The organism is Accumulibacter sp. (assembly GCF_031732815.1).
In the GTDB taxonomy this organism is placed as follows: Bacteria; Pseudomonadota; Gammaproteobacteria; order Burkholderiales; family Rhodocyclaceae; genus Accumulibacter.
Map to the genome: position 1 here is coordinate 1 of NZ_JAVMKF010000124.1, position 22,556 is coordinate 22,556.

At 64.5% G+C, this 22,556-nt stretch carries 18 protein-coding genes; 5 read left to right on the top strand and 13 right to left on the bottom strand.

What is annotated here, in order from left to right:
* Both RKP46_RS08845 and RKP46_RS08850 read left to right on the top strand, forming a co-directional pair.
* A partial coding sequence (locus RKP46_RS08845) for a TrkA C-terminal domain-containing protein (protein WP_311106308.1) occupies window positions 1-959 on the top strand: 959 nt, incomplete at its 5' end.
* Window positions 960-1,153: 194 nt separating this feature from the next.
* Window positions 1,154-1,537, top strand: a complete 384-nt coding sequence (locus RKP46_RS08850; RefSeq protein ID WP_311106309.1) for a hypothetical protein — start codon at window positions 1,154-1,156, stop codon at window positions 1,535-1,537.
* Window positions 1,538-1,641: 104 nt separating this feature from the next.
* On the opposite strand, the gene RKP46_RS08855 is transcribed toward RKP46_RS08850, so the two are convergent.
* From RKP46_RS08855 to RKP46_RS08890, 8 genes are all read right to left on the bottom strand, one after another.
* On the bottom strand, window positions 1,642-2,700 hold the full coding sequence (locus tag RKP46_RS08855; RefSeq protein WP_311106310.1) for a GGDEF domain-containing protein: 1,059 nt from the start codon (window positions 2,698-2,700) through the stop codon (window positions 1,642-1,644).
* 75 nt (window positions 2,701-2,775) lie between these two features.
* Window positions 2,776-4,947, bottom strand: coding sequence for an EAL domain-containing protein (locus RKP46_RS08860; protein WP_311106311.1), 2,172 nt, complete (start codon window positions 4,945-4,947; stop codon window positions 2,776-2,778).
* 141 nt (window positions 4,948-5,088) lie between these two features.
* Window positions 5,089-8,100, bottom strand: coding sequence for a DEAD/DEAH box helicase (locus RKP46_RS08865; RefSeq protein WP_311106312.1), 3,012 nt, complete (start codon window positions 8,098-8,100; stop codon window positions 5,089-5,091).
* A gap of 38 nt (window positions 8,101-8,138) precedes the next feature.
* The gene (locus RKP46_RS08870; protein WP_311106313.1) at window positions 8,139-8,633 is read right to left on the bottom strand and encodes a YajQ family cyclic di-GMP-binding protein; all 495 of its coding nucleotides are present in this window, start codon (window positions 8,631-8,633) and stop codon (window positions 8,139-8,141) included.
* 18 nt (window positions 8,634-8,651) lie between these two features.
* On the bottom strand, window positions 8,652-8,861 hold the full coding sequence (locus RKP46_RS08875) for a DUF2788 domain-containing protein (protein ID WP_311106314.1): 210 nt from the start codon (window positions 8,859-8,861) through the stop codon (window positions 8,652-8,654).
* A gap of 18 nt (window positions 8,862-8,879) precedes the next feature.
* Window positions 8,880-10,133, bottom strand: a complete 1,254-nt coding sequence (locus tag RKP46_RS08880) for an argininosuccinate synthase (protein ID WP_409194122.1) — start codon at window positions 10,131-10,133, stop codon at window positions 8,880-8,882.
* 27 nt (window positions 10,134-10,160) lie between these two features.
* A complete protein-coding gene (argF, locus tag RKP46_RS08885) occupies window positions 10,161-11,084 on the bottom strand; it encodes an ornithine carbamoyltransferase (protein WP_311106316.1) in 924 nt (307 codons plus the stop codon).
* 9 nt (window positions 11,085-11,093) lie between these two features.
* Window positions 11,094-12,269 (bottom strand): aspartate aminotransferase family protein, encoded by a 1,176-nt coding sequence (locus RKP46_RS08890; RefSeq protein ID WP_311097871.1) that lies wholly within the window; start codon window positions 12,267-12,269, stop codon window positions 11,094-11,096.
* A gap of 208 nt (window positions 12,270-12,477) precedes the next feature.
* Between RKP46_RS08890 and RKP46_RS08895 the strand changes: the two genes are divergently transcribed.
* On the top strand, window positions 12,478-13,443 hold the full coding sequence (locus RKP46_RS08895; RefSeq protein WP_311106317.1) for a patatin-like phospholipase family protein: 966 nt from the start codon (window positions 12,478-12,480) through the stop codon (window positions 13,441-13,443).
* A gap of 21 nt (window positions 13,444-13,464) precedes the next feature.
* On the opposite strand, the gene RKP46_RS08900 is transcribed toward RKP46_RS08895, so the two are convergent.
* Window positions 13,465-15,165, bottom strand: coding sequence for a phosphoethanolamine--lipid A transferase (locus tag RKP46_RS08900; RefSeq protein ID WP_311106318.1), 1,701 nt, complete (start codon window positions 15,163-15,165; stop codon window positions 13,465-13,467).
* A 289-nt stretch (window positions 15,166-15,454) separates the two neighbouring features.
* Between RKP46_RS08900 and RKP46_RS08905 the strand changes: the two genes are divergently transcribed.
* Together RKP46_RS08905 and RKP46_RS08910 are read left to right on the top strand one after the other, a co-directional pair.
* Window positions 15,455-16,114, top strand: coding sequence for a response regulator transcription factor (locus tag RKP46_RS08905; RefSeq protein WP_311106319.1), 660 nt, complete (start codon window positions 15,455-15,457; stop codon window positions 16,112-16,114).
* Window positions 16,111-17,400 (top strand): ATP-binding protein, encoded by a 1,290-nt coding sequence (locus RKP46_RS08910; RefSeq protein ID WP_311106320.1) that lies wholly within the window; start codon window positions 16,111-16,113, stop codon window positions 17,398-17,400. The genes RKP46_RS08905 and RKP46_RS08910 overlap by 4 nt, the downstream gene beginning before the upstream one ends.
* 88 nt (window positions 17,401-17,488) lie before the next feature.
* Here RKP46_RS08910 and tpiA read toward each other — a convergent pair whose 3' ends face one another.
* The 4 genes from tpiA to rfbF form a co-directional block, all read right to left on the bottom strand.
* The gene (gene tpiA / locus RKP46_RS08915) at window positions 17,489-18,256 is read right to left on the bottom strand and encodes a triose-phosphate isomerase (RefSeq protein WP_311106321.1); all 768 of its coding nucleotides are present in this window, start codon (window positions 18,254-18,256) and stop codon (window positions 17,489-17,491) included.
* Between the two features lie 82 nt (window positions 18,257-18,338).
* A complete protein-coding gene (gene pgk / locus RKP46_RS08920) occupies window positions 18,339-19,595 on the bottom strand; it encodes a phosphoglycerate kinase (protein WP_300333965.1) in 1,257 nt (418 codons plus the stop codon).
* Between the two features lie 376 nt (window positions 19,596-19,971).
* Window positions 19,972-21,750: a thiamine pyrophosphate-binding protein gene (locus tag RKP46_RS08925; protein WP_311106322.1), complete on the bottom strand. Its 1,779-nt coding sequence runs from the start codon at window positions 21,748-21,750 to the stop codon at window positions 19,972-19,974.
* Between the two features lie 25 nt (window positions 21,751-21,775).
* Window positions 21,776-22,543, bottom strand: coding sequence for a glucose-1-phosphate cytidylyltransferase (rfbF, locus tag RKP46_RS08930; protein ID WP_311106323.1), 768 nt, complete (start codon window positions 22,541-22,543; stop codon window positions 21,776-21,778).
* Between the last annotated feature and the right edge of the window lie 13 nt (window positions 22,544-22,556).

Sequence of the window (22,556 nt, forward strand, 5' to 3'; positions counted from 1 at the left end):
ATTCTCCGCCATCTTCGCGCGCCAGATTTCCGCGGTTCTTCGCAGCCACTAACAAAGGGCTGCGCCTGCTGAGCAGTCAGGTCGGCGTTGCCGAGTTTCGCGTGCGGGCGAGCAGCCCGTTGGCCGGTGTTCGGCTGGGCGACCTGCACCTGCGCGTGCGGCACGGAGTTACGGTGGTTGGGCAATGGGTAAACGGCAGCTTTGCGTCTGCCATGGGCCCGGAGACGCGCATCGAACCCGGCGCGATTCTGGTTGTGGTCGGCGCGCACGCGAATCTGACGAAGGTTGAACGTCTGGCGATACCGGTTCGCCGCCGGGGGCCAATCGTTGTTGCGGGCTACGGTGTCGTCGGCAGGCGACTGGTCGAGCTGCTGAACGAGGCAGGAGAAACGACCACGGTCATCGACAAGGAGCCAATTCCAGGAGTCGATATCGTCGGCAACGTGCTCGAGCATGCCACGCTGGAGCGCGCCAGAGTGTGTTGGGCAAGCGCTGTCGTTCTCGCCTTGAGCAATGATAGCGAAGGAATTTTTGCCACGGCCGTGGTGCGCGATCACGCCCCGGAAGTGCCCTTGATCGTGCGCGCCGAGCGGACTGCCAATGTCGCCCGCCTCTACCAGGCGGGTGCTGACTGTGCTTTGTCGCTCGGTCAGATTGCCGGGCGGACGCTGAGCTATTACCTGCGCGGCGAGCAGGCGGTGGCCATTGACAGTCGTCTGAGGTTCATCCGCGTCGCCCCTGGGCTGCTGGTCGGTGGGCATCCGGTGCGCGACCGAGTGCGCGAGCGAACGGGTGCAGCGCTGGTCGCCGTCGAACGTGGGCCGGGCGTAATCGTGGATTTCGAGGATGACTTCTTGGTTCGCCCGGATGATAGCCTGCTGGTTTGCGGGACCAGCCCCGAGCTGTCATCGTTCATTCGCGAGTTCAGGGCGACCGCGGCGCAAGCTCAGCGCACCTGAGAAACGGGCACTCAGTCGCCAACGAGCGGGTTTACTCGGGCCCGGGAATATGGTGTGATGTGCGGGATTCGTCGCGGTGCACGAGTGGCCGTTGCTGCCGGGACAGGCGTATCCAGCCTGAGACTTCCAGCAGAATCCGTGTGCAGTGTCCGGGCGAGTTCCCGATCCCAACAAATTGCCGGAGGTGCAACATCATGAAGATTCGTCTGCTGGTTTTGTCCGCCCTGCTTGCTCTGGCCGCATCGGCGTGTGGGCAAAAGGAAGATGCCGCAAAAGCGGCGGCCAAGGAGTCGGCGCAAAAGGCCGAGGAGGCCGCGAAGAAAGCTGGCGAAGCCGTTGGGGCAGCCGCGGTAGCCACCAAGGAGGCGGCGAAGGATGCCGCCGTGGCGACCAAGGAAGCGGCGAAGGATGCCGCTGTTGCCGCCAAGGAAACCGCGGCTGGGGCGGCCGCTACGGCCACTGAAAAGACCAAGGAAGTGGTTGAGGCAACCAAGGAAGCCGGCAAAGAGGCGGTTGCCAAGGCGGCCGACGCGACCAAGGAGGCTGCTGACAAAGCCAAGGCTGCGGTCGGCAAGTAGGGCGCAGCACGCGCGGGGGAGCATCGGCCTGTGCGCACGGTGCTTGCCCGCTCGTCGCAGCCGGGGGCAATGCCTGGCCTGCGTCCTGCTGCTGCGCAGCAGGATCAGTCGGTCGCCGGCACGGGAGCCGGGCGTGTGGCAAGTTGTACGCGGTTTCGCCCCTGAGTTTTCGCCGTGTACAGGGCGCGGTCGGCGCGCGCGACGAGTTCGGCTGCCGACTCTCCGTTGACGAGGTCGGCGACGCCGATCGATACGGTAAAGTTTCCCACCCAGGTTTCGTTCTTGCCATTCTGTTTGACGCGACTCGCGGCGACCATCGCGCGCAGCGCCTCCGCCAGGCCGACGGCGCCACCGCGCGGCGTCTGCGGCAGGAGCACGGCGAATTCCTCGCCGCCGTAGCGTGACGCCGTATCCTTGCCTTTGACGTTTGCCCGCAGGATCTCCGCTACCTTGATCAGTACCCTGTCGCCAAACGGGTGGCCGTAGGTATCGTTCAGACGCTTGAAGGAATCAAGGTCGATCATCAGCAGGCATGGTCCCGGGAGGACGCCGGCATCCATTGCCTTGATCGATTCGGCAATTGCCAAGTCGAAGCCGCGGCGGTTGGTCAGACCGGTCAGCGGGTCGAGCAAGGCCTCTTCGCGCGCACGTGCGACATCACTACGCAACTGCTGCGCCTCGCGCATGCTCTGCTCGAGCTGTTCCTGCAGTGCGGAAATCGCCGACTGCATTTCGCGCGTTCCGCGCAAGATGTCCTCGACGCCGACGCCGTATTGACCTCGCGCTCCCGGAGGTTCCACCAGTTTGCCACTCCAGCGTTCAAGCGAGTCGCCGAAGCGCGTTGCTTGATTGCCCGCTTCAACCGCCGAGGCCGAAACCTGATCGACCAGTTGCGTTACGCTGTCGCCGATCCGCTGGGCAGCCTGCGCATCGAGCGCCGCGATGTACTTCGCATAGAGGGCATAAGTCGTCTGGTCGTCCAGGCGCTCTCCGCGCTGGAGTATCGTGTCGATGGCTGCCTGCAGATCGGGATTGATTCCGGCAACGTACTCGTACCAGATCGCATAGCTGGCCGGATGCAGGCCGGCTGCCTGCTGGGCCATGCGCTTGACTGCCAGACGCAAGTACTCGGCGCTCTGCACCGTGTCGTGGCGATACTTCATATCCTCTTCCCCTTTTCTCTGTCCCTGGCCGCTGCCGGCTGTCCTGCGCGCCAGGCGGGCATTTGGCTGCGCGCCTCAGGGTACCGCCGGCGCATCAAGAATCATCCGGCCTGCGCGCAATACCCGTTCGACCTCGCCCTCTGGCAGCGGACGGCTGAACAGATAGCCCTGCATCTTGTGGCAACCCGCGTGTTTGAGAAACTCGACCTGGGCCTGAGTTTCGACGCCTTCGGCGATCACTTCGAGTTCAAGGCTGCGAGCCATCGCGATGATTGCCGTCGTGATGCCAGCATCGTTCGCATTATGCGGCAAGCCGCGGATAAAACTCTGATCGATCTTCAACATGCCAATGGGAAAGCGCTTGACGTAGGAAAGCGATGAGTAGCCAGTGCCGAAGTCATCGATCGCGAAATGAACGCCAAGTGCCTTGAGGCGGAGCAATCCTTCGGCGCGGCGCACCTCGGCCTGCATCAGAATACTCTCGGTCAGTTCGAGCTCAAGGCATTCAGGACTGATCCCGGTCTGCGCGACAATTGCCGCAACGCGGCCGATGAAATCGCTGCCGCGCAGTTGTCGGGCGGAAACGTTGACCGCGATGCGCGGCATCGGTACGCCGCGCTGCTGCCACTCAATCGTCTGCAGGCACGCCTTGTGAATCACCCACTCTCCCATGGCTACGATCAGGCCGCTTTCTTCCGCAACCGGGATGAAATCGATCGGCGAGACCAGGCCGTGCTCCGGATGGCGCCAACGGATGAGCGCTTCGAGCCCGACGACCGAACCATCGGCGGTGCCAATTTGCGGTTGATAGAACAGGCAGAATTCTTCGCGTTCAAGTCCTTTGCGTATGTCATTTTCCAGGGCGAGCCGCGTCATCGCCTGGTTGGTCAGCGCTTTGCTGTATTTCTGCCAATTGTTGCGGCCCTGCGCCTTGGCGTGATTCATCGCCGTATCGGCGTGTTTGAGCAGCGACGCCGCATCGTCACCGTCCTCGGGGAAGGTGGCGATGCCGATGCTGGAAGTGACCGTGATCTCCTGTTCGCTGATCACGAAGGGGCGACTGAGCAGGGCCAGCATGCGCTCGGCGATCGGTGTGATGACCTGAGTGTCGTCGACCCCGGGCAGGACGACGGTGAACTCATCGCCGCCCAGACGTGCGAACTGGGGGCCGAATTGATCAAGCGCCGGGCGCGAAACGAAGTCACCGGGGCGAAGTTTCTGCTTCAGCCGATCGGCCACCGCCTGCAGCAGGTAGTCTCCGGCGTTGTGGCCCAGCGTGTCGTTGATCCGCTTGAAGTCGTCGAGGTCGAGGAAGAGAAGCGCCAGTGGTCGGCGCGCGCGGCGGGCGCGGAGTAATTCGCCCTCCAGGCGTTCGAGGAATCCCTGCCGGTTGGGCATGCCGGTCAGGGCGTCGAAGTAAGCCAGGCGACGCACTTTTTCCTCGTTCAGCTTCTGCAGCGTGATGTCACGTACGACGATCACCACCTGATTCTCGCCGCTCGGTGCGATGCGCGCTTCGTAGTGGTGACGTCCGTCGGGCATGGGCAGTTTGTAGGTCACCGCTTGCAGGCCCTGGCGGGCGAGCGTGCGCTCGATGCCGTGCAGAATCACTTCGGCGGCATCACTCGGGAGAATCTCGGACAGGCGCTTGCCCAGAAAGTCTTCCGGCGGAACGAAAGGCAGTTGGCCAAAGGCGGGCTTGAAGTCGAGGTAACGGCCCTCTCCGTCGAGGACGAAGATCATGTCCGGGATGGCTCGCGTGATTGCTGCCTGCTTTTCCTCGAGTTCGCGCAAGCGGCGCGCTGCCTGCGCCGAGCGCACCACGTAGCGCGCTCGATGGCCGAGCATCGGCCAGTTGATCGGCTTGGCGATGAAGTCGTTGGCGCCCGCCATGTACGCCTGGTTGATCGACCTCAGGTCGTCCATGCCGGTGACCATGACGACTGGCAGGTCGGTTGCGTCCCAGTTCTCGCGTATGCGCCGGCAGACCTGGAATCCGTCGAGGCCCGCCATCTCAACGTCGAGCAGAACGAGACTCGGCACGGCGGCGGCCAGCATGTCGAGCGCAGCCAGCCCGTCGGCCGCTTCGCTGACCTCGAATTCAAAGCGAGTCAAGGTTTCGCGTTCGAGCAGGCGCATGACCTGGTCGTCATCGACAATCAGCACGGAGGGCCGCAGTGCTTCAGCGGGCGGTTGCCCTGCCTGATCCTCCAGCGCATCTGAACTTGCATTCTGCTGCTTGGCCATCTCGATTCCGCGTGCAACGGTGCGCGCAAACACGCCCCCAGGTTTGGGTTGCGCACGCGCTTTACGGTTAACGGTCCTTAACTCGAGAACTTGAGGGAAGGGGTCGGGGCAAGCCCGGCGCGGCCGGCAGCGGTCAGCGCGTCAACCGGGTAGAGGAGCAAAGAGCGCGGCGAGGTCGTCATTGCCAAACTTTGCCTCGATCTCGCGATCGGCGGAGAGAATGCGAGCAGCGAGTTCGGCCTTGCGTTCTTGCAGGGCAAGGATCTTTTCCTCGATGCTGCCGGCGACGATCAGCTTGTAAACAAAGACCGGCTTGTCCTGGCCGATGCGGTGGGCGCGGTCGGTTGCCTGGTTTTCCGCGGCCGGGTTCCACCATGGATCGTAATGTATGACCGTATCGGCAGCAGTCAGGTTGAGCCCGACGCCACCGGTCTTCAGGCTGATCAGGAAGATCGGTACCTCTCCTGATTGGAAGCGCTCAACCTGCTCTTCGCGGTTTCTGGTCTCGCCGGTGAGCATCAGGTAGTCGAGGCCAGCGTGGCGCAGTTCCTTCTCGATCAGCGCCAGCATGCTGGTGAACTGCGAGAAGAGGAGAATCCGGCGCCCCTCTTCGACCTGTTCCGGCAGCATCGTCATCAAGAGCTCGAGTTTGGCGCGTTCCTTGACCTTCTGGGCCGACTTCGCGCTCACCAGGCGGGGATCGCAGCAGACCTGGCGCAGCTTGAGCAGCGCGTCGAGAATGACGATCTGGCTACGGTTGAACCCTTTGCTGGCGATTTCCTCACGCACGCGCTCGTCCATCGCAATGCGTACTGTTTCGTACAGATCGCGCTGGCCACCGACCAGTTCGACGCTGCGCACGATGATCGTCTTGGCCGGCAACTCGCGCGCGACCTCCTCCTTTTTCCGGCGCAGGATGAACGGTCGCACACGGCGTGCGAGCAGGTCTCGCCGCTGGCTGTCGTGCTGCTTTTCGATCGGCGTCCGCCAGAACTTGTTGAAGTTGGGGTAACTGCCGAGGAAGCCAGGGAGCAGGAAGTCGAACTGACTCCACAGTTCGCCGAGATGGTTTTCCAGCGGTGTTCCGGTCAGACACAGGCGATGCCGGGCGGCCAGGCGGCGTACCACTTCGGCTCCCTGGCTGCGCGCGTTCTTCACCGTCTGCGCCTCGTCGAGGATCAGGAGGTGATAGCTGTAGCGGGTCAGTTCGGCAGCGTCACGCCAGAGCAGCGGGTAGGTGGTGAGCACGACATCGTAGTTGCCGATTTCGGCAAAGCGCGCCTTGCGCCCCGGGCCGTGCAGCGACAGGATCGAGAGCCCGGGCGCGAAGCGCGCTGCCTCGTTCTTCCAGTTGAAAATCAGCGAAGTGGGGAGGATGATCAGGGCCGGCCGATCGAGTCGCCCGGCTTCCTTTTCGAGCAGCAGATGAGCCAGCGTCTGGGCGGTCTTACCAAGGCCCATGTCGTCGGCGAGAATTCCGGCAAGCTTGTGTTCACGCAGGAACTGCAACCAGGCGAGTCCCTCCAGTTGATAGTGGCGCAGTTCGAGCCCAAGTCCAGCCGGTGGCGTGATGTGGCGAATTCCCTGCGCCGCCGCCAGTTGTTCGGCCAGCTTCAACAGGTCGCTCTGACCATGGAATTGCCAGCGGCTGCTGTCGTTCAGTTCGCTCAGGCGTGGTGCGTCGAAGCGCGAGAGCTGCAGTCTGGTGCCGCCGGAAAACCCCTCGAAGAGGTCGATCAGGGTCGCCGCCAACGGCTTCAGCCGCCATGCCGGCGCGCGCAGGCGCTGACTGGCCGGGGTGGTCAGTTCGATCAGTTCGTCGTCCGGGATCTGGGTCAACAAGCTGCTGTCGAGCCAGCGCCCGTCGCGCCGGAAGAGCGCGGCCAGCAAGGGTGCCAGCGGCAGGCGCTGGCCTTCGACGATAACCCCCATGTCGAGCTCGAACCAGCCATCGTCACCGGCGACGAGTTCAGCCGTCCATGCTTCGATGACGAGCAGACGATGCCGGAAGCTGTCGGCGAAGTCGACCTGCCAGCCGGCAGCCTGCAAGTGGTGCTTGTCCTCGTGCATGAAGAGCGGCCAGGCGCCCTCGCTGGCCAGAGCATAGGCGTTGTCGGGTGGTTTGCCAAAGGTATTCAGGACATAACCAGGAATCTTTTCCAGCCCGACGTCCGCCAGCGCCTGCATCAGACGCTGCTCGACCTCTACACGGCGCTCGATGCGTACCGTTTCACCGCTCTCCAGAGTGATGAAATCGCGCGCGTCGTAAGGCTTGACTTCGGCGTCGCCATAACGAAAGACAGGCAGTGCAACGTCGAACGAACCCCCGGCGAAACTGGCGCAGTAATCCCGCCAGCTTCGGTTGCCGTGCGTGCTCACCGTTTCCAGGCGCAGCAGCGCGAGCGGTTGGCCGACAATGACGCGCATCCGCGTGCTGCCCACCGGCTGCGCGCCGGGTAGCGGCGAGGTCGTCTCGGTCAGCGCCTCACCGACCAGCGCCGCTGCGCTTGGCGAGAGCGGCGGCAAGGAAAAGATCCGGGCGACCAGATCCGGGTTGCCGTCGACCGCGAGTGGCCCGAGCTGCCTTGTCGGCAGGTCAAGGTACCAGGGCGTCGTCCACGGAATGATCAGGCTGGCTGGCGGTCGCGGTTCGAGCACCGGAACCTGTTGCCCGTGTTCGTTGCTCCGCCAGCGCAGCCGGGCGGGCCGCGTGTCAGCCAGCGTCAGGCAGGAGAAATCGTCCCAACGGCAGAGGCGTTCGCTCTTTGCCATCCGTTGCAGTGCTTCCGGGCCGCGCTGCGGGCCAAGGCTGAAGGCGCGCAATCCGGTATCGACCGAACGCTCGGCCCAGAGCAAGGCGAGAATCAGCTGGTCATCTTCGCTGACGAAACGCGGTGGTTTGCTCAGCGCGCGGTCGATGTTCCACAGTTCGTCGGCGCTTTCCGGTTCGCGCCCCTTGTGCACCGTAACCCCGAAGCCGCTGCCGTCGCTCGTCCAGTGCAGCAGGTAGAACAACTGCTGGCGGGCAGGTGAGGCTCCGCGGTCCTTCTTGCTGACGGCCATCGCCACGCGGCGCAGTTCCTCGGTCCACGAGAGCGCGCCGGGGCTGGACTGTTCGATCTTGACGACCCCTTTGTCCGGTTTATCGAACATGCCCGTCCCCTGCTGTGGTCGCGCGATGAGCTCGACCGTCAGTCGCGAAAGTTGCCGTATTTGATCGGGAAGTCGGCAATCGTCTTGGTCACCAGGGCGATGCACGCCTGCAGTTCATCGCGCTTGGCGCCGCTCACGCGCACGGCCTCGCCCTGGATCGAAGCCTGCACCTTCAGTTTGGAGTCCTTGACCAGGCGGACGATCTTTTTCGCCAGTTCGGAGTCGATGCCGATCTTGATTTTCAGTTCCTGTTTGACCTTGTTGCCCGAGATTCGCTGCACTGGCTGATCATCCAGCCGCTTGGTGCTCTCTTTCTCCTTCTTCTCCATCGCCGGGAAGAGAAGGTCCTTGATCTGGCCAAGCTGGAACTCGGAATCGCCGAAAAGCGTGATCAGCCGGTCCTTCTCGTTCAGTTCGACCTTCGCGCTCGTGCCCTTGAAATCGTAGCGGTTGTCGATCGCCCGCCGGGCGACATCGATGGCATTGTGCAGCGCAGCCATGTCCGCTTCGGAAGAAAAATCGAATGAAGGCATGTCAAGTCTCCCAGTCGCTTACATTTTCCACATCTTTTCCAGAATCGTTTTGGTGATGAAGCCGATCATGCCGAAGGCAAGAACGAAAAAGAGGATGATCGTTCCCAATTTGCCGGCTTTCGCCTTCCACGCGATCTCGCCGATGATGAACAGCATGAAGAGGATGAAGGCACCGACCCCGAAGGTCATGCCGAAATCGGCGATCTGCTCTTCCGTCAGTCCGAACATCGACTGAGCCTGTCTTGTTCAGCGCTTGCGCTGCGCCAGTTTGGCCGCAATCCGCATGCGCAGGGCGTTCAGCTTGATGAAGCCGGCCGCGTCCTTCTGATCGTAGGCGCCGGCGTCGTCCTCGAAGGTGGCGATCGTCGAGTCGAACAAGGAGTCGGTCTTCGAATCGCGACTGACGACGATGACGTTTCCCTTGTAGAGCTTGACGCGTACCCAGCCGTTCACCGTCTGCTGCGTGTGGTCGATCAGCGCCTGCAGGGCGCGCCGCTCAGGGCTCCACCAATAGCCATTGTAAATCAGGCTGGCATAGCGCGGCATCAGATCGTCCTTCAAATGAGCGACTTCGCGGTCGAGCGTGATCGACTCGATCGCCCGGTGCGCCGGCAGCAGGATCGTTCCGCCGGGGGTCTCGTAGCAGCCGCGCGACTTCATGCCGACATAGCGGTTCTCGACCAGATCGATTCGTCCGACTCCGTGTTTGCCGCCCAGTCGGTTGAGCCGGGCGAGCAGCTCGTGTGCCGGCAGGCGCTCGCCGTTGATCGCGGTCAGATCGCCTTGTTCGAATTCGAGGTCGACGTACTCGGCGGCGTCGGGTGCTGCTTCCGGCGAGACCGTCCAGCGCCACATCGATTCCTCGGCCTCCGCTGCCGGGTCCTCGAGGTGCCGGCCCTCGTAGCTGATATGGAGCAGGTTGGCGTCCATCGAATACGGCGAGCCGCCCGACCGGTGCTTCATCTCGACCGGGATGGCGTGCTTCTCGGCGTAGGCGAGCAGCTTTTCGCGTGACAGCAGATCCCACTCTCGCCACGGCGCGATGATCCGGATGTCGGGCCGCAGGGCGTAGGCGCCGAGTTCGAAGCGGACCTGGTCGTTGCCCTTACCCGTGGCGCCGTGCGCAATCGCCTCGGCCGCGGTCAGGTTGGCGATCTCGATCATTCGCTTGGCAATCAGCGGACGGGCAATCGAGGTGCCCAGCAGGTATTCCCCTTCGTAGAGCGTGTTGGCGCGAAACATCGGAAAGACGAAATCGCGCACGAACTCTTCGCGCAGGTCATCGATGTAGATGTTCTCCGGCGCGATGCCGAACTTCAGCGCTTTCGGACGCGCTGCTTCGAGTTCGTCGCCCTGTCCGAGGTCGGCGGTGAAGGTGACGACCTCACATTGGTAGGTATCCTGCAGCCATTTGAGGATGACCGAGGTGTCGAGGCCGCCCGAATAGGCGAGTACCGCTTTCTTGATCTGGCTCATGCTTGTTCTGACGATTGGTTTCAGTAGGTGGTCAAACGGTGGGCAAAAGGGTCAAGGGGCGACCCGGCCGAGCAGAAGATACTCGAGCAGCGCCTTCTGCGCATGCAGGCGATTTTCCGCCTCGTCCCAGACGACGCTCTGCGGTCCGTCGATGACTTCCGCGGTGACTTCTTCGCCGCGGTGCACCGGCAGGCAGTGCATGAACAGCGCATCGTGCTGTGCGGCGCGCATCATCTCGCCGTTGACCTGCCAATCGGCGAAGTCGCGCCTGCGCTGCTCGTTTTCGGCCTCGAAACCCATCGAGGTCCACACGTCGGTGGTCACCAGGTCGGCCTGGCGTACAGCTTCCAGCGGATCGGCGAACTGTTCGAAATGCCCGGTGTCCGCCACGCCGGCGGCGGTCGCTTCGACTTCGTAGCCCGGTGGGGTCGACACGCGCACATGAAAATCGAGCACCTCGGCGGCCTGCAGCCAGGTATTGCACATGTTATTCGAATCGCCGATCCAGGCAACGGTCTTGCCCTGGATTGGCCCGCGGTGCTCGATATAGGTGAAGATGTCAGCGAGGATCTGGCAGGGGTGATACTCGTTGGTCAGCCCGTTGATCACCGGTACGCGCGAGTGGGCGGCAAAACGCTCGATGATCGCCTGCTGAAAGGTCCGGATCATTACCACATCGCTCATGCGCGAGATCACCTGCGCCGCGTCCTCGACCGACTCGCCGCGTTGCAGTTGCGAATCCCGGCTGTTGAGGTAGATCGCCGAGCCGCCGAGCTGCTGCATGCCGGCCTCGAACGACAGGCGCGTGCGTGTGCTGGCCTTTTCGAAAATCATCACCAGCGTTCTGTCGCAAAGCGGCCAGTACTTGCGGTAGGCCTTGAATTGCGCCTTGATCCAGGCGGCACGCTCGAACAGGTAGGAAAACTCGTCGCGTGCGAAATCGTTGAACCGAAGAAAGTGTTTGACGCTGGTCATGACGGGTCTCTAGGGAACGGTAAGGAATTCGCCGATCAAAGCGGCCAGGCGGGTAACGAGTTCCTGCGCCTCCTCGTTGCTGAAGGTGAGCGGCGGCAGCAGGCGAACGACTTTGTCGGCGGTGACGTTGATCAGCAGGCCAGCCGCCAGCGCGCGCGTGACCAGTTCACCGCACGGGCGGTCAAGTTCGATGCCGATCATCAGCCCCTGGCCGCGGATGTCGACGACCCCGCGCTGGCCGGCCAGCGCACGCGCCAGCCCCTGGCGAATCTGCCCGCCGATGCTCACCGCGTGCGCGAGCAGGCCGTCCTGCTCGATGACCTCGATCGTCGTCAAGGCAGCGGTTGCCGCCAACGGGTTGCCGCCGAAAGTCGAGCCGTGATTGCCCGGCTGAAAGAGTCCGGCAGCCTTGCCGGTGGTCAGGCAGGCGCCGATCGGTACGCCGCCACCCAGGCCCTTGGCGAGGGTGACGATGTCCGGCACGATGCCTGCATGTTGAAAGGCAAACCAGGTTCCGGTGCGGCCCATGCCGCACTGCACTTCGTCGCAGATCAGCAACCACCCGCGATCATCGCAGAGTGCGCGCAAGCCGCGCTGAAAAGCGTGGTCGGCAAGGTTGATGCCGCCTTCGCCCTGGATGATCTCGAGCATCACGGCGACGACCTTCTTATTGTGCCGGGCGATGGCACGAATTGCTTCGAGGTCGTTGTACGGCACGCGCACGAAACCCGAGACGAGCGGTTCGAACCCCGCTTGCGCCTTGCGGTTGCCGGTCGCCGACAGCGTGGCCATCGTCCGGCCGTGGAAGGCGCGCTCCATGACGACGATTGCCGGGCTGTCGATCCCCTGTTCGTGTCCCAGAAAACGTGCCAGCTTGATCGCCGCCTCGTTTGCCTCGCAGCCGGAGTTGCAGAAGAACGCCTCTTTCATTCCGGACAACTCGCACAGCCGGTCGGCCAGACGTTCCTGCTCGGGAATGCGGTACAGGTTCGACGCATGGAGCAGCCGTCCCGCCTGCGCGGCAAGTGCAGCAACGAGACGCGGGTGATTGTGGCCCAGCGTATTGACGGCGATTCCCGATAGCGCGTCGAGGTAGCGTTTGCCTTCGCTGTCGGTCACCCAGCTCCCATTGCCATGACTGAAGGCAATCGGCAAACGTGCATAAGTGTTCATCAGGTGAGACATGGATTACCCATTGCGCAGGCTTGGAAACGGAAACGGCGGCTTGCGCCGCCGGATAACAAGAAGCTGGATTCTACGGGAAAACGCCTTGCATGTCATGCGCTGGAGCGCAGCTCGGAGCCAGACACGGCGGCTTCCGCCTGTGGCAAACTGGGCGTGTCTCGGCGCTGCCCAGTGGCTGCCGCAACCACAACGAAAGTGAGAAAAGATCATGACCCGATACGGTTTCGTCGCCTCGGGCGGCGGCTATCGCAGCTTCTACACGGAAGGCGTGCTGGTCTGGCTGAAGCGACACGGCCAGTCGGTCGTCCATATCGCATCGACCAGTTCGGGCAACAACATCGTCATCGACTACCTGCTCTGGGACTGGCAGCAGGAAGAGTTGCCGCCGGTGTTGACGCGCACCGTGCGGCTGAACGTGACCGACATCTTCCACATCTTCTCGAACTTCCTTGGACTGCGCCCGCAGTTGCTGCCCACCGGCACGCACCTGTTCAGCGTCGACAAGGACAGTTGCCGCAAATCACTGTTGCTCGACGACAGCCAGCGCCGCCAACTGCTGGCCGAGCATCTGGCCGAAGTGCGCTGGGACATCCGGGCAACCAACCTAACCCGGCGCGCGGCGCGCTCGTTCAACGTCAACGAAATCCTGCGCAGCGTGGACGAAGCCAGTCTGGACCGGTTCATGGACGCTTTTCTTGCCGGCATCACGACGATTCCCTACTTCAAGGCGATCACCATCGACGGCGACTACTACATCGAAGGCGGCTACCTCGACAACACGCCGCTGCGCACGCTGTTCGAGGACGACCAGGTCGACGAGATCATCGCGGTCGACTTTACCGACTACGACTATCACCGCGACCTCGACCAGCTTTATCGATCGAAGTCGTTCATCCTGCCCTTCAACAGCATCGACACGCACCTGCTGGTCAGCGACCTGCAACTCACGCTGCCGAACGCGCACATCTTCACGCAGGCGGCGCTGGTCAATGAGATGCTCGCCGTGCTTGGCCAGGCGAGCGCCGAGATTGGCGGCAAGCGCTACTATCGCAAGCCGCTGCACATCCTGCGCCCGAAGGATCTCGCCAGCATGACAATCTCGCTCAAGGACAGCAGCGCGCAGAAGCGCTATTTCGAACTCGGTTTGCAGGAGGCGGCAGCCCGCTTCGGCTAGGCCGGCGGCGCGGCCGCTCGTTCAGGCGGGTCGCGCGCGACAACCGGCGAAAAGATCCCAGTCTGCCTCGTACAAGGTCGTGCGCACGTCGAGCAGGCCGAGCAGCGAGTGGAACAGGTGATCATGGCTGGCCGGCTGTTGCGCGCGCTGCTGCAGGCACGCGAGATTGATGCCGGTGGACTCGCGCAGGCCGGCGGACAACCAGATGAACATCGGCACGTTCGTCTGTTCGCTCGGTGCGATGGCGTAGGGAATGCCGTGCAGGAAGATATTGTTTTCGCCGAGCGACTCGCCGTGATCGGAAACATAGACGACCGCCGCGTCGATGCGCTCAGCGTGCGCCTGCAGCTTGCCGATCAGGCTGGCCAGGACGTGATCGGTGTACAGCAACGCATTGTCGAAAGCGTTGACGATTTCCTCGCGCGTGCAGCGCCCGAGGTCGTCGTTCTCGCATGCCGGGGTAAAGCGCGCATAGTCGGCCGGGTAGCGCCGGAAGTACGCAGGACCGTGATTGCCGATCTGATGGAGGACGAGCAGTTGCGTACCCGCCGCCTGCGCCAGCCGCTGGTCGAGACCGTGCAGCAGGCCGGCGTCGAGGCAGCGGCCGGCTGCACACAGGCCGGGCGGGTCGAGGGCGATGACCGAGTCGCTCGGCAGGCCCTGGCAAACGGCCTTGCAGCCCGACTGATTGTCGCGCCAGTGCACGCCGACGCCAGCACGCGCCAGCACGTGCAGCAGCGACTCGCTGCCGTTGATGCGCGCCGCATCGTAGTTGCGTCGGCCGACCGGGGCAAACATGCAGGGGACCGACACCTCGGTGTTCGTCCCGCAGCTTGTCACCTGCTGGAAACTGATCAACGGCAAAGCGGCGAGTTCCGGCGTCGTCGGCCGCTGATAGCCGTTCAAACCCCAGTTGGCCGCGCGCGCCGTCTCGCCGACGACGACGACGACGAACAGCGGCCGGCTACGCGTCGCCCAACTCGCACCGGGGACGGCGTCGAGACCGATCGGCTGGCGCGCCAGCGCGGCGCCGCGCGCATCGCTGCCGGCAACGCTGGTCAGCGACCACAGGTAGTTTGCCGGCGTGATCAGGTAGCGCACCTCCTTATGCTTGCGCATCATCGACGACAGCGGCTGGAAGACGAGCAGCAGAGCGACCGCCGCCGCGGCCGCGGCGAGCAGCAGCGCGCCCGCGCGGATGCCGAACGCGCGTGACCAGGGCCGTCGGATAATGTCCACGCGCCAGAGCAGAAGCAGCGGCAGCGCAGCATAGACGGCGAGCGGCGGCAGCAATCCCCAGGAGATCAATTCGCGCGCTTCGGCGACATCGGTACGCAGAACGTTGCGCAGCATCGACGGGTCGAGATAGACGCCGTAACCCTGCATGAAGTGGGCGGCGATTGCGGTCGCGACGATCAGCACGGTGAGCAGCGGCTTCACCGTCCACCGATTGGCAACCAGCGCGAGGAGCAGAAAGTGGACCGCGACGAGCAGCACGCCGAGGGCGAGCGCAAAGCTCCAGGTGTGGACGTCGGAGAGCGGGCGGTCCTGCACGGCGGCCGAGAAGAACGAACGGTTGGCGGTGAGCGCCCAGAACACGCTGGCCACGAGCAACACGCCCTCGACGCTGGCCGGGATCGTGAAACGCAAGCGGCGCTGCCGGTCGTTGGCAGCGCCTCGTGTGCAGCGCGCGAGGGGAAAATTGAGAAGCATGCCGCTCATCTTGCTCTGAGCGCCTGAAGGTTCGCTTAAGTCGCCGACGCAGGAAGCGTCTGGTCGGCATTTCACGTGCGCCAGTCGCTGGCCGCGTCACCGCAACCGCCAACTGCGCGCGCCCTGGCAAAGGCGCGAGGAAAAATGGCCCCGGCGGGCAGTCGGGTGCCGCCCGCAGCAGTGTGCGCTGGGCGCTGCGAGCGACGCCGTGCAGGCACGCGGGCGATGGCGGCGACGACCGACTTTTGGCACAATCGACTTCTTTTGTTGCCGTCAGAACGACGGCCGAAGCGGAACCATGCGCCTGTTGCTGATTGAAGACGACGATATTCTGGGCGAAGGGCTGCGCGATTTCCTGTCTGCCGACGGGCACAGCGTCGACTGGTGCCGTACTCTGCGCGAAGTTTCCGGCTACCACGGCGAGCCCTACGACGCACTGCTGGTCGACTGGCAATTGCCTGACGGATCGGGCCTCGACTGGTTGCGTGGTCGGCGGCTCAGCCGCGACGCGACGCCGGCGCTGATGCTTACCGCGCGTGACCTGCTGAGCGATCGGATTCGGGGGCTCGACAGCGGCGCGGACGACTACCTGGTCAAGCCCTTCGCACCGGAAGAGCTGCTCGCCCGCCTGCGCGCCGTCTGTCGGCGCAGCGCCGGCGTCGCTGCCGGTCGCCTGTCCTTTGGTGAGGTCGACATCGACCTCGCCGGACGCAGCGCCTGGCGCGACGGGCAGCGTGTCGCCTTGACCGCACGCGAGTGGGCGGTGCTCGAAGCGCTCGTCCTGCGCGCCGGGCGAATCGTCCCGAAGGACGATGTCGAACGCCTGGTCGTTGGCTTCGACAGCGAACTGGCGAGCAACGCGATCGAAGTCCACATCTTCGGGCTGCGCCGCAAGCTCGGTCGGGAAATCATCGAAACCGTTCGTGGGCTGGGCTACCGCGTCGGCAAACCGACGTGAATCCACTGCCGTCGATCCAGGCGCGCCTGGCGCGTGCCTTGCTCGTCTGGTCGCTCGTCTGGAGTCTCGCGGTAGCGCTGGCGGTCTGGCTGGCCGTGCAGCAGCAGGTCGAGGACCTGCTCGACGACAGCCTGCAATCGGCTGCCGAGCTGCTCAAGGAACCGCTGATGGCTGAGGATGCTGCCTTGCCGGCTGAATCTGGCGGCCCCGACGCGGCCGGCAGCGGTGAGCTGGCGGATGACGCCGATGGAGGCTTCGCCTGGCAGGTCGTGCAATACTCGCCGGCGGACGCTGCGGATGTCCTCTTCAGTTCGGCGACGGCGCCGACTGTGGCCTGGCGCCTGGCGCCGACGACTGGTTTCAGCGACGGAGCGGGCTGGCGGGTTTTCGGGACGCGGCTGGCCGACGACGGCCGCTTCCTCTACGTCGGGCAGACGCGCGACGAGCGCAACGAAGTGCAGATCGAAGTTGCGCTCAGCGTCGCCGCGGCAACGCTGAGTATCGGCCTGCTCGCGCATTTCTGGCTGCGCGCGCGGGTACGCTACGAATTGTTACCAGTGCAGCGTCTGGCCGAAAGGCTCGCGGCGCATGATCCGATCGCCTCCGGCAGAAGCCTCGGCCTCGCCGAATGCGAAGAACTGCAGCCGATGCATGCGGCGATCGATACGCTGGCCGACCGTCTGGCCCACCGTCTGGCGCAGGAGCGTGCGTTCACCGCACATGCGGCGCATGCCTTGCGAACGCCTTTGGCCGGCATCGACGCGCAACTGGCGGTCGCGCTGCGCGAGTCTCCGCCTGCGCTGCAGCCGCGCTTGCAGCGCGTGCGCAGCGCGGCCGGCCGCCTGCAGCGCGTCGTCAGCGCGCTCTTGACGCTCTTTCGCAGCGGTGTCGAGTTGCAGCGGCAGACGATCGATCCGGCCGCTCTCGTCACGCGCCTGGCGATCGAAGGGCTTACCGTCGAACTGGCGGAAACGCAACCGATCTCGGCCGACCCCGACCTGCTCGCCGCTGCCCTGCTCAATCTCCTCGACAATGCCCTGCGCAACGGCGCCCAGCGCCTGCTGTTATCGACGCCCGGGCGCGACTGCCTGCGGCTGCATGACGACGGGCCGGGTGTCGCGCCCGAGCGTCTGCAGCAGTTGCAGGCGGCGATTTCTGCACAAACGTATGAGGGGAACACCGGCCTGGGTCTGATGCTGGCCGATCTGATTGCCCGGGCGCACGGCGGACAGCTCGTTCTGCCCTTGGTCGAGCGCGGTTTCGCCGTCGAACTGCAACTCGGGTGAGGCGCTTGTTGCCAGATTAACCAAAGCGGCGCGCTGGCCGAGGCCCGGAACCCGCTGCCGGGTTCCGCGCTGAACCTCGTGGCAGGGACTACTTGCTGAGCGTGTCGCCGGGGGTGACGATGCCGAGGAAGCTGTCGGCCTTGAGTGCTGCACCGCCGATCAGACCGCCGTCGATATCTTTTTGGGCGAGCAGTCCGGCGGCGTTTTCGGGCTTCATCGAGCCGCCGTACTGAATGCTGATCGACTGCGCCAGCTCGTCGCCGTAGAGTTTGGCGAGCAGGCTGCGGACGAACGCGTGCGCCTGCTGAGCTTCGTCGTCGGTCGCCGTGACGCCGGTGCCGATCGCCCAGACGGGTTCGTAGGCAATCACGGTGCGCCGCGCGTCGTCGATCGACAGGCCTTCGTAGGCGCCGTTGACTTGCGTCGTCAGGACGCTTTCCAGGCGGCCGCCTTGTCTTTCTGCGAGCGTTTCGCCGATGCAGATGATCGGCGACATGCCGAGCGCGAGGACCTTCTTGACTTTCTTGTTGACCGTGTCATCGGTCTCGCCGAAGTAGGTCCGCTGTTCGGAGTGGCCGATGATGACGTATTCGACGCCGATTTCCTTCAGCATGTCGGCGCTGACCTTGCCGGTGTACGCCCCCTGGTTTTCCCAGTGCACGTCCTGAGCGGCCAGCTTGACCTTGGTTCCCTGCAGCACGTCGGCGACCTTGGCGAGCGCGAGGTAGGTGGGAGCGACGACGACGACGACGTTCTGCACGTCGCGTGCTGCCGCGGCGACTTCGGAAGCGAGCCGCACGGATTCGGCGACGGTCTTGTTCATTTTCCAGTTGCCGGCGATGACGATCTTGCGCATGGTATTCCTCGTGTGATGTTTTTTGGCTAGCGAGTGCGGACGAGTGGCCCCGGACCTGCCGGGGCCGTACGGCTGACTTCTCTTACTTTTCGGAGAGCGCGGCGACGCCCGGCAGGATCTTGCCTTCAAGGTACTCGAGCGACGCACCGCCGCCGGTCGAGGTGTGCGTGACCTTCTTGTCGGCGCCGTACTTCTTCGCCGCGGTGGCCGTGTCGCCGCCGCCGATGACGGTGATCGCGCCGGCCGCGGTGGCCTGGACGACGGCGTCGGCCATGGCCTTGGTGCCGCCTTCGAACTTTTCGAACTCGAAAACGCCGGCTGGGCCGTTCCAGATGATCGTCTTCGCGTTCACGATCGCTTCGCTGAAGATGCGCGTCGATTCGGGTCCGCAGTCGAGCCCGAGCCAGCCGTCGGGGATTCCGTCGACGTCGTTGGCGGTTCCGGTATTCGCGTCAGCGGCGAATTTGTCGGCGATGATGAAGTCGACCGGGAGCAGGATCTGGCGGCCTTTTTCCTTGGCTTTGGCCATCAGCTCGGGGACGATCTTGGCGCCTTCCTCGTCGAACAGCGAGTTGCCGATCGGCATTCCCGAGATGACTTTCTTGAAGGTGAAGGCCATGCCGCCGCCGATGATGATCTGGTCGGCCTTGTCGAGCAGGTTGTTGATCAACTGGATCTTGTCGGCCACTTTGGCGCCGCCGAGAATCGCCAGCAGCGGCCGCTTCGGCGATTCGAGAACGGCCGAGAAAGCAGCCAGTTCCTTGTTCATCAGGTAGCCGGAAGCGCGTTCGGGCAACTGCACGCCGGTCATCGACGAGTGGTCGCGGTGCGCCGTGCCGAAGGCGTCGTTGATGTAGACGTCGGCCAGCTTGGTCAGCGACGCGCGGAAGGCCTTGACGTCGTCGGCTGCCGCTTTCAGCTTGGTGACGCTGCCGTCGGCGTTGGTGACCGTGGCCTTGCCTTCTTCCTCGATGTGGAAGCGAAGGTTCTCGAGCAGGATGACTTCGCCCGGCTTGATCTGGGCGCAGGCGGCTTCCACTTCCGGTCCGACGCAATCGGGCAGGAACTTGACCGTGCGCCCGAGCAAGCCTTCCAGAGCGACGGCGACCGGCTGCAGGCTGAACTGCGGAATCGCCTTGCCGTCCGGGCGGCCAAGGTGCGACATCAGAATGACGGCAGCGCCTTTGTCGAGCGCATATTTGATCGTCGGCAGCGCGGCTTCGATGCGCTTGGTGTTGGTAATGGCACCGGTGACCTTGTCCTGAGGGACGTTGAAGTCAACGCGGATCAGTGCGCGCTTGCCTTCGAGGGCGAGATCTTCGATGAACAGTTTGGACATGATTTCCTCGACAGTGAGTGGGTGACGTAAGAAACGGCAACAGGGATGGGAATCTGGGTGGCAATCAGGATGAAGAGAGTGACGATCCGGATGGCTATGGGCATGGCGTCCGCGCGTCGGCGGTAAAACTCCTCGGTACGGCAGTGTCGTCAGGTCGCTGAGTCCGGCCGGGGCAAGCTCGGGCAAGGCGTTTCAACCACGCAGACGAAGTATCCTTGGCCCCGCGCGCGTAGTCAATGCTCTCGTGTGCCGCGCGCTTGGCAAGGCGCTGCGCGGCGCGCCGCTGGTCCGGCCGAGCGCGGCCAAGGGCGTGCAGGATCGCTTGATCGGGTGGCTGGCGCGCCGGGCTGGGCGCGCCTGGCCGGTCGTTCAGCGCTTACTCTTCGCGCTTGAGGAAAGGGTACATGTCGTCCAGTGCGGCGGAAACGATGCTGCCGTCGGCCAGTCGGCGCGAGGCGATGCGCGGCTCGAACTCCTGCGTCTCGTCGAGGACGACCTGCGTCAGCGCTGGTCCAGGCGCGTCGAGAATCGCCGGCAGATGTTGCGCAAAGTCGGCCGCGTCCAGCCGCCGCGCCGGCAGCCCGAAAGCTCTGGCGACGGCGACGAAGTCGGGCAGTTGCACGCCGGATTCGGGTCCGGCGCCGGCCAGACGGCCGAAGAAGCCGCTCTGCGAGGTCCGGATCGACAGGTAGCCACGGTTGTCGAGGACGAAGATCTTGATCGGCAGCCGGTGCTGGGCCACCGTCTGCAATTCCTGCAGGTTCATCATCAGGCTGCCGTCACCGGCCAGGCAGACGACCCGGCGCTGTCCGCCGCGTACCGCGCGTGCGCCGTACCAGGCGCCGATCGCCGCCGGCAGGTCGTAGCCCATCGAGGCGCTGCCCGAATTCGAGAAGACTCGCTGACCTGCTTTCAGGCGCGCCGCCTGAAAGGTGACGATGGTTGCGCTGGCGTTGCCGCAGGCGACGATGTCGTCGTTCTGCAGGCAGGCGAAGAGTTCTTCGACAAAGTGATAGGGGTTGATCCTGCCGCGGAATTCGCGCTGCCGCGGCAGCACCGAAGGGTAGTCGGCCAGCCGTTGGCGGCAGCGGGCAAGCCATTCGTCGTGCGCCGCGGGACGCGACGGCGGGTCGATCGCCAGGCGGCTATTGAGCGTGGCGAGGAAGTCGCGCAGGTCGGCGCAGATGGCGAGGTCGGGAACGACCAGCGGTTTGGCCAGTTCGGCCGGGTCGATGTCGACCTGGATCTTGAACGCCTGCGGGGCGAAAGCCGTCCAGTTGTAGCTCACCTGGCGGATGTTCAGGCGGCTGCCGAGGATGAGCAGCAGGTCGGCTTCCTGTACGGTGAAGTTGCCAGCGCGCGTGCCTATCGTTCCCGGCCGGCCGCAGTAGAGCGGGTCGTCGTCGGCGATCAGGTCGTGCGTCCACGCGGTCACAACCGGAATCGCCAGGCGGCGGATCAGCGTCTCGAACTCACGCTCGGCAGCCGCACAGCGTACGCCGGTGCCGGCCAGGATGACCGGACGCCGGGCGGCAGCCAGACGGGCGAGAAGCGCATCACAGTCGCTCGCGCGCCAGGTCGCGCTGGCCGGCGGCGCAATGAAATGACGCAGCTCCGCCGGGTCGATCGGTGCCGCCTGCAGGTCGATCGGGAGGTCGAGCCAGCACGGGCCAGGCCGCCCGCTGCACGCCAGGTGGAGCGCCCGTTCGAGCTCCCAGGCGATGTCTTCTGCGGCGCGCAGGACGACCGCGCTCTTGCAGATCGGCCGTGCCAGGTCGACGATCCTCGCCTCCTGGTCGCCAAGCTGGCGCAACTCGGGCAGGTCGTGGAAAGCCAGCGAGGTCTGCCGCTTCACCTGTCCGGAGATGACGAGCAGCGGAATCGAATCGGTCCACGCGCCGAAGACGCCGTTCAACGCGTTGATCCCGCCCGGGCCGGTGGTGACGTTGACGATCGCCGGTTTGCCGGCGATGCGCGCGTACGCTTCGCCGGCCATCGCCGCCGCCTGTTCGTGCTGGAACCAGAGCGGGCGAAGCGCCGGGTGATGCGCCAGCGCGTCGTTGAGAAACATCGCGCCGCCGCCGGTGACGATGAAGGCGTCGCACAGGCCGGCCGCGGCCAGGGCGTCGGCGACATACTCGGCGACGCTGATCATGCCGTAGCCGCCTGGGCGGCGGGCTTCACCACGTCTTCCAAGGCGCGGCGCCCGACGCCCAGAGCGCTTCCAGGGCCTTGCGCTCGCGCAGCGTGTCCATTCCCTGCCAGAAACCGCGATGGCGCCAGACGGCAAGCTGGCCATTGGCCGCCAGGCGTTCGAGCGGTGCGCCTTCCCACATGCACGCATCGCCGTCGATCAGGTCGATGACGCTGGGGGCGAGAACGAAGAAGCCAGCGTTGATCCAGCCGTCGCCGTCGGCCTTTTCGCGAAAGGCGGTGACCCGTTCACCGCTTACTGCGAGCGCGCCGAAGCGGCCGGGTGGGGCGACCGCGGTGACGGTTGCCGCGACGCCTTGTCGGCGATGGAAGTCGATCGCGCCGGTGAGGTCGACGTTGCTGACGCCGTCGCCGTAGGTGAAGCAGAAGGCTTCCTCGTGCTCGACATGCGCCCGCACGCGGCGCAGGCGGCCGCCGGTCTGCGTCGCTTCACCGGTGTCGACCAGCGTTACCCGCCAGGGCTCGGCGTACTGCTGGTGCACGTGCATGCGGTTGTTCGCCAGGTCGAAGGTGACATCGGACAGGTGCAGAAAGTAGTTGGCGAAGTATTCCTTGATCAGGTAGCCGCGGTAACCGAGGCAGACGACGAAGTCGTTGATCCCGTGGCTGGAGTAGATCTTCATGATGTGCCAGAGGATGGGCTTGCCGCCGATCTCGATCATCGGTTTCGGGCGCACGCCAGTCTCCTCGGCGAGCCGCGTGCCGGCACCGCCGGCGAGGATCACCGCCTTCATTGCCGATTGGCTT